At 71.4% G+C, this 7,046-nt stretch carries 6 protein-coding genes; 3 read left to right on the forward strand and 3 right to left on the reverse strand.

Annotated features, from left to right (window positions below):
- A partial coding sequence (locus tag A5697_RS04255) for a PPE family protein (RefSeq protein ID WP_068008285.1) occupies positions 1–1,334 on the forward strand: 1,334 nt, incomplete at its 5' end.
- Here A5697_RS04255 and A5697_RS04260 read toward each other — a convergent pair.
- From A5697_RS04260 to cobG, 3 genes are read right to left on the reverse strand one after another with little or no spacing between them, the layout of a single operon-like run.
- Positions 1,331–2,812, reverse strand: coding sequence for a precorrin-2 C(20)-methyltransferase (locus tag A5697_RS04260; RefSeq protein WP_067946297.1), 1,482 nt, complete (start codon positions 2,810–2,812; stop codon positions 1,331–1,333). The genes A5697_RS04255 and A5697_RS04260 overlap by 4 nt on opposite strands.
- Complete coding sequence (locus tag A5697_RS04265; protein ID WP_067946295.1) at positions 2,809–3,435, reverse strand: precorrin-8X methylmutase; 627 nt, start codon at positions 3,433–3,435, stop codon at positions 2,809–2,811. The genes A5697_RS04260 and A5697_RS04265 overlap by 4 nt, the downstream gene beginning before the upstream one ends.
- Positions 3,436–3,439: 4 nt before the next feature.
- Complete coding sequence (cobG, locus tag A5697_RS04270) at positions 3,440–4,537, reverse strand: precorrin-3B synthase (RefSeq protein WP_067946293.1); 1,098 nt, start codon at positions 4,535–4,537, stop codon at positions 3,440–3,442.
- Between the two features lie 128 nt (positions 4,538–4,665).
- Between cobG and A5697_RS04275 the strand changes: the two genes are divergently transcribed.
- Positions 4,666–5,334, forward strand: a complete 669-nt coding sequence (locus tag A5697_RS04275; protein WP_068008288.1) for an alpha/beta hydrolase — start codon at positions 4,666–4,668, stop codon at positions 5,332–5,334.
- 3 nt (positions 5,335–5,337) lie between these two features.
- A partial coding sequence (locus A5697_RS04280; protein WP_197500912.1) for a cobaltochelatase subunit CobN occupies positions 5,338–7,046 on the forward strand: 1,709 nt, incomplete at its 3' end.

The following is a 7,046-nucleotide window of genomic DNA, read 5'->3' on the forward strand; positions in this document are numbered from 1 at the left end:
GCTCCGCCAAGAGCACCACCGCGGCCGCGCTGCACGAGACGGCGGCCGGCGCTTACACCGCGGCACTGGCCGCTATGCCGACGATGCCCGAGCTCGCCGCCAACCATGCGACCCACGCGGCGCTGGTGGCGACGAATTTCTTCGGCATCAACACCGTCCCCATCGCGGTGAACGAAGCCGACTATGCGCGCATGTGGGTGCAAGCGGCCACGACCATGACCACCTACCAAGCGGTCAGTGCATCCGCCCTCGCGGCGGTTCCCGTCACCGCGCCGGCACCGGCGATCGTCACCCCGGGCGCGGAGGCGAGCGTCGCGAGCGTGCAGGCCGCCGACACCCAGGCGACGCAGACCTATCCGTCCTGGCAGGACCAGCTCACGGCGTGGCTGCAGCAGTACACCAAGAATTTCGCGTGGCCGGTTTCCAAAGACCTCAATCCCGGTGGCTGGCCGTTCCCGCCGGTGCCGTTCGTCAACGGCCTGGCGTCCTTCTTCGGCCAACTGGGTTTCTCGCCGGCCCTCTCCAGCGCGCTCGGCTGGGCGATTTTCCACACGCTGATGATCTTCTGGCCCTTCATGCAGGCCGCGATCCAGATGGCCGTGGTGCTGGCGCCGATGGTCGTGTTCGTCCTGGGCGCCGCCGCGGCAGGGGGAGCGGCGGCGGCAATCACCGCGGTCAGCGTCGCGGCCCCGCTCTCGGTCCCCGCGCCGCTGCCTGCGGCCGCGCCGGCACCGGCGCCGATGGCGTCCGCGCCGAGTCCGACCATCAGCACCGCGCCGGCAAGCGTGAGCAACGCCCCGACGATGTCCAGCGCGCCCGCATCGACGGTGGCCTCCCAGGCCGGCGCCGGACCGGTCGGCGGCGGGCCGGGCGCCGGTTTCAGTCCCACGGCCACCGACGGCGTCGGCGCGGGCATGTCCGATGCCCTCTACGCGGTGGGACTGTCCGGGCTGGCGGCGCGCGGCAGCGCGAGCGGGCGGGCGCGCCGCAAGTCCGAGGAACCGGCGCCCGACGAGGTCGACGCGCCGGCCGCGGTCGCGGCGGCGGCAGCGGCGAAGAAAAAGGCGCGAGCCCGTCGGCGTCGCGCCGGGACGGCCACGGACCGCGCGTACCGCTACGAATTCATGGACCTCGACGGGGACTCGGGTGTGGACGAGGGAGGTGCGGACACCGTGCGCGACTCGGGTCAGGGCGCGGGATGGCTCGGATTCGCCGGGGCCGCACCGAAATCCGGTATCGCCCAGCCCGCCGGGTTGGCCACGCTGACCCGAGACGGGTTGCGCGACGGCCCCACGGTACCGATGATGCCCAGCAGCTGGGGCAACGACGATTAACCGACCGGGTAGCGCCTTGGCGTGAACACGCGGTCGCCGGAATCGCTTGCGTGCCACTGGGTTTGCGAGGAGCCGACGATCAGCAGGCAGCGCATGTCCACCTCGCCGGGGTCCAGATCGGCCAGCCGCACCACGCGAACGTCCTCGTCGGGCCCAGAAACGTTGCGGCCGATCACCACCGGCGTCCCGGGCTCGCGATGTTCCAGCAGCAGGTCGCGCATCGCGCCGACCTGCCAGGTTCGCGTCTTGGACGCCGGGTTGTAGATGGCCAGCACCAGATCGGCGGCGGCCGCGGCGGCCAGCCGCTGCGAGATGATTTCCCACGGCTTGAGCCGGTCAGACAGCGAGATCACCGCGTAGTCGTGGCCTAGCGGGGCGCCGACGCGGCTGGCGACGGCCTGGGCGGCCGTCATCGCCGGAATGACTCGAACCCGCACCCCCGGCCACTCTTTGGCCTCTTCCAGCACGGCAGTGGCCATGGCGAAGACTCCGGGGTCGCCGGACGACACCACCGCCACGGACCGCCCCTGCTCGGCCAACGTGCAGGCCAGCCGGGCGCGCGCCGGTTCGTCGGTGTTGTCGCTCGGGTGCCGCCGCTGGCCGTCGCGCACCGGGACGCGGTCCAGGTAGCCGCCGTAGCCGATCAAGTCAGTGGCGCCGGCCAACTCGCGCCGACTCTGCGGCGTCATCCAATCGGTGTCGCCGGGCCCCAGGCCCACGACCGCGACGGTGCCGGCATGGGGTGACCGCCGTCCGCGGCGGCCGCCCGGCAACATGGCCAGCGAGAAATACGGCACGCCCGCCTCGTCGACCTCGGCGGCGGGCATGATGCGCTGCCCGCCGGTGCTGGCGCGCTCGACGTAATAGGCGTCGTCAAGCTGTCCGGACGCCGAAAGCGCTTCCCGCACAGCCTGATACGAGCGACCAAGCTTCAGCACCACGGCGGCGTCGGCGTCGGCCAGGCGGCGGGTCAGCTCGGCGACCGGCAGGGTGCCCGGCAACACGGAGAGCACCTCGTCACCGGCCACCAACGGCGTCGCGATGGCCGCCGAAGCGGCGCTCACCGAGGTCACCCCCGGCACGATGACGGCGTCGAACCGCTGCGTCAGCCGGGTGTGCAAGTGCATGTACGAGCTGTAAAAGAGTGGGTCGCCCTCGGCGAGTAGCGCCACATTGCGGCCCGCGTCGAGGTGGGCGGCGATACGCGTGGTGGCTTCGGCGTAGAAGTCCTCCAGTGCGCCGGCGTAGCCGCCGGGGTGGTCGGTCGCCTCGGTGGTCACCGGGTAGACCAGATGCTCCTCGATCTGACCGGGCCGCAAGTATGGTTCGGCGATGCCGCGCGCGATGCTGCGGCCATGCCGGGCGCTGTGGTAGGCCACCACATCGGCCTCGCCGATCACCCGGGCCGCCTTGACGGTCACCAGTTCCGGGTCACCGGGACCCAGCCCGACTCCCCATAGGGTGCCGCGGGGCGTCATTCGCGGTCGCTCGCGATCGCGTTGACGGCGGCGGCGGCCATGGCGCTGCCGCCGCGGCGGCCCCGTACCACCAGATACGACATCCCGCGCGGACGGTCGATGAGCTCTTGCTTGGACTGGGCGGATCCGACGAATCCGACCGGGCCACCCAGCACGCCGGCCGGCGGGGCGACCCCTTCGTCGATCAGCTCGAGCAGCCGGAACAACGCGGTCGGCGCGTTGCCGATCGCCAGTACGGCGCCGGGGAGCCGGTCGGCCCACAGCTCCACCCCGGCCGCCGATCGAGTGGTGCGCCGCCGCGCGGCCAGCTCGGCGGCGCGCGGATCGGCCACCAGCGACACCACGTCGTTGCCGGCCGGCAGCCGCGTAGCGGTGATCCCGGCCGCCACCATCGACGAATCGCACAGCACCGGGGCACCGCCGCGCAGGGCGGCACCGACGCGCGCGGCGACGTCGTCCGTATAGGCGACATGCTCGGCGACGTCGACCTGCCCGCAAGTGTGGATCAACCGGACCACCACCCGGGCGATGTCATCGGGGAACCGGTTCAGGTCGGCTTCCGCGCGAATGGCCGCGAACGACTGGCGATAGATCTCAGCTGCGTCGCGGATGTAGTCGAGCACCCGATTACCGTAGCTGGCGGTATCCGTCGCCAGTCGCGAGCAGCACCTCACCCGCCAACGGGCTACCGCAGGCGCGGTCGCAGCCGACGAAGTGGCGATGCACCGCCGAGTCCGCGCCCAGCGCCTGCGCGGCGTCGGCCCGCACGTCGGCGACCGAGTGCGCGCACCCAGGGCTGCCGGTGCAGGCGCTGACGTTCAGCCAGGGGGAGTTTTCGTCGAAGATCAGACCCAATGGCGCCAGCACCCGGAGCGCGACGTCGGCGACGGCCTCGTCGAGATCGCACACCAACACCGATCGCCAGGGTGTGATCACCAGCGGCGCCTCGATCGCCGCCAGGTATTCCGCGACGCGCGCGGACAGCACCCCCAGCGGCACCGCGGCGCCCAGCGCCACCCGGCCATCATCCTGGTTGATCCAGCCCACCGGTGGCTTGGTGACGGCGGGAAAGCGGACGGCGCCCAGTTCCGCGCCTGGCAGCAGGCTTTCGACGTCGTCCAATTCCTTGATGCGCCAAGCGGTTCCACGCGTGGTCGCAAACCGGGTCGCGATGACGACCAGCGTCTCGACCACCTCATCGGCCGCCAGCCGGATACCGGTGTCGCGCCCGGCAAGCAGCAGCTCGCAGCCGTCGGGGAGCGCGTGCACGCCGACGTCGGCGCACAGGCCCGATACGTCGGCGCGCCCGTCATCGAAGCTGAACCAGAATCGGCCGCCCAAATCGGCGAGCCTCGGCTCGGCGCAGATGGCGGCGTCCAGCTCGGCCACCCACGGCCGCACGTCGCGATTCCCGCCGGCGCGCCCGGACAGCGGCGACGCGACGATATTGCGGACGCGCTCGTGGGTCTCCGAGGGCAACAGCCCGGCGTGGGCGATCGCCTCGGCGGCCGCCGCCACGTCGGTGATGCCGCGCAACTGCACATTGCCGCGCGCGGTGAGCTCCAGCGTCGATGAGCCATACGCGCTCGCCACGTGTGCCAGCGCCGCCAGCTGAGCGGCCGTCAGCATGCCGCCCGGCAGCCGGATCCGCGCCAGGGCGCCGTCGGCCGCCCGGTGCACCTGTAGCGCACCCGGGCAAGCGTCGGTGTCGCGCGTCCTGGCCATGTGCCCACGCTACCGAGGGGGTCCCGGTCTCGCGCCGAACGTGCACTCACGGCGAGATTCCGGCGGTTTTTTCGCCCTGAGCGCACGTTCGAGATTGAAGCTTCGCCGACCTGGGCACCCTCGTGCCCGTGCAGACAGTGGAGTACGCCCCAGCCCGCTTTGCGGATGTCTACGGCGACTCGACCCGGCCCACCGTCCTGCTGTGGCACGGCATGCAGACCGACGCCCGCGCCGCCTTCGGTCCCCTCGCCGGCATGCTCGCCGAGCACGGCGCGTCGGTGATTGCGCCGGATTGGAATTCTCACGCCGACGACGGCGGGCGCGGGGACCTGCTGCGATCGCTCGACTTCGCCCGCGGCTTCGCCGACGCTCCCGACCGCATCGTGCTCGTCGGGTGGTCGATGGGAGGCGTCGCCGCGGCGGCCGTGACGCTGTACGGCGACGCCCAATTGGCGCACACCGTTTGTCTGGCGGGCGCCTTCATGGTCCCCGACCCGATCTTCGGTCGACGCGTCGACGACGGGCTGCCCACCGGCCGAGTCGGCACGCCGTTCACGTTGCTGCACGGCCTGGCTGACGACGTGGTTCCCGCGACGGCCAGCAAAGATTTCGCCGAACGCCTCCAACGGGTCGGCTGGCCTGTCGAGTTGGTGGAGCTGGCGGCCGATCACGGGTCGATCGCCGGCGCCGACTACGACGCCGTCGCGGATCGCTACGAGCCGGGCAAGAGCGACGAGGCGCTGCGGGTTGCCGGAGAGGTCGCCGCCCGGATCGCGGCGACTCTACGGTACGAATGATGGGTGGCTGAGCCGACCATCCTTTTGCTGTCGACGTCCGATACGGACCTGATCAGCGCCCGCTCCAGCGGGAAGAACTATCGGTGGGCCAACCCGGCACGCCTGGATGAAAGCGAACTTCCGGACCTCCTCGACGACGCCGAAATCGTCGTCGTCCGCATCCTCGGCGGCTACCGCGCCTGGCAGAGCGGCATCGACACGGTGATCGCCAGCGGTGTGCCGACGGTGTTGGTCAGCGGCGAGCAGGCCGCCGACGCCGAGCTGACCGGCCTGTCCACGCTCGCCGCCGGCATCGCGGTGCAGGCGCACATCTACCTGGCGCACGGCGGGGTGGACAACCTGCGCCAGCTGCACGCCTTCCTGTCCGACACCGTGCTGATGACGGGTTTCGGGTTCAGCCCGCCGGTGGTCACACCGACCTGGGGCGAGCTGGAGCGGCCTGCCCGCGACGCCCAAGGTCCCACCATCGCCGTGTTGTACTACCGGGCGCAGCAGCTGGCCGGCAACACCGGCTACGTCGAGGCGCTGTGCCGGGCCATCGAGGACGCCGGCGGGCGGCCGTTGCCGGTCTACTGCGCGTCGCTGCGCACCGCCGAACCCGAACTGCTGCAACGGCTGAGCGACGCCGATGCGATGGTAGTCACCGTGCTGGCCGCCGGGGGACTGAAGCCGGCCACGGTGTCCGCCGGCGGCGATGACGACAGTTGGAACGTCGAACACCTTGCGGCCCTGGACATTCCGATCCTACAGGGGTTGTGCCTGACCAGCTCCCGGGCGCAGTGGAGCGAGAACGACGACGGGCTCAGCCCGCTCGACGTCGCCACCCAGGTGGCGGTGCCCGAGTTCGACGGCCGCATCATCACCGTCCCGTTCTCCTTCAAGGAGATCGACGACGACGGGCTGATCTCCTACGTCGCCGACCCGGAGCGGTGCGCGCGGGTCGCCGGCCTGGCGGTCCGGCACGCGCAGCTGCGCCACGTCGCCCCGGCCGACAAGCGGGTGGCGCTGGTGTTTTCGGCGTATCCGACGAAGCACGCCCGGATCGGCAACGCGGTGGGTCTGGACACTCCGGCCAGCGCGGTCGCGCTGCTGCGGGCGATGCGCGAGCGTGGGTATCAGGTGGGCGGGCTGCCCGGGGTCGATGCCGACGACGGGGACGCCCTGATCCACGCCTTGATCGAGCGCGGCGGCCAGGACCCCGATTGGCTGACCGAAGGCCAACTGGCCGGCAACCCGATACGCGTGTCCGCCAAGGATTACCGCGACTGGTTCGCCACCCTGCCCGCCGAGCTGACGGACGCGGTGAGCCGGCATTGGGGTCCGCCGCCCGGCGACCTCTTCGTGGATCGCACGCACGACCCCGACGGTGAAATCGTCATCGCCGCATTGCAAGCGGGCAACCTGGTGCTGATGGTGCAGCCGCCCCGCGGCTTCGGGGAGAACCCGGTGGCGATCTACCACGACCCGGACTTGCCGCCCAGCCACCACTATCTGGCCGCCTATCACTGGCTCGACACCGGATTCGGTTCGCACGCAGTGGTGCACCTGGGCAAGCACGGCAACCTGGAATGGCTGCCCGGCAAGACGTTGGGCATGTCGGCGGCCTGCGGATCCGACGCGGCGTTGGGGAACCTGCCCCTCATCTATCCCTTTCTGGTCAATGACCCCGGTGAGGGCACCCAGGCCAAGCGACGGGCGCACGCGGTGCTCGT

The sequence above is a fragment of the Mycobacterium sp. E3251 genome (assembly GCF_001666835.1).
GTDB lineage: Bacteria > Actinomycetota > Actinomycetes > Mycobacteriales > Mycobacteriaceae > Mycobacterium.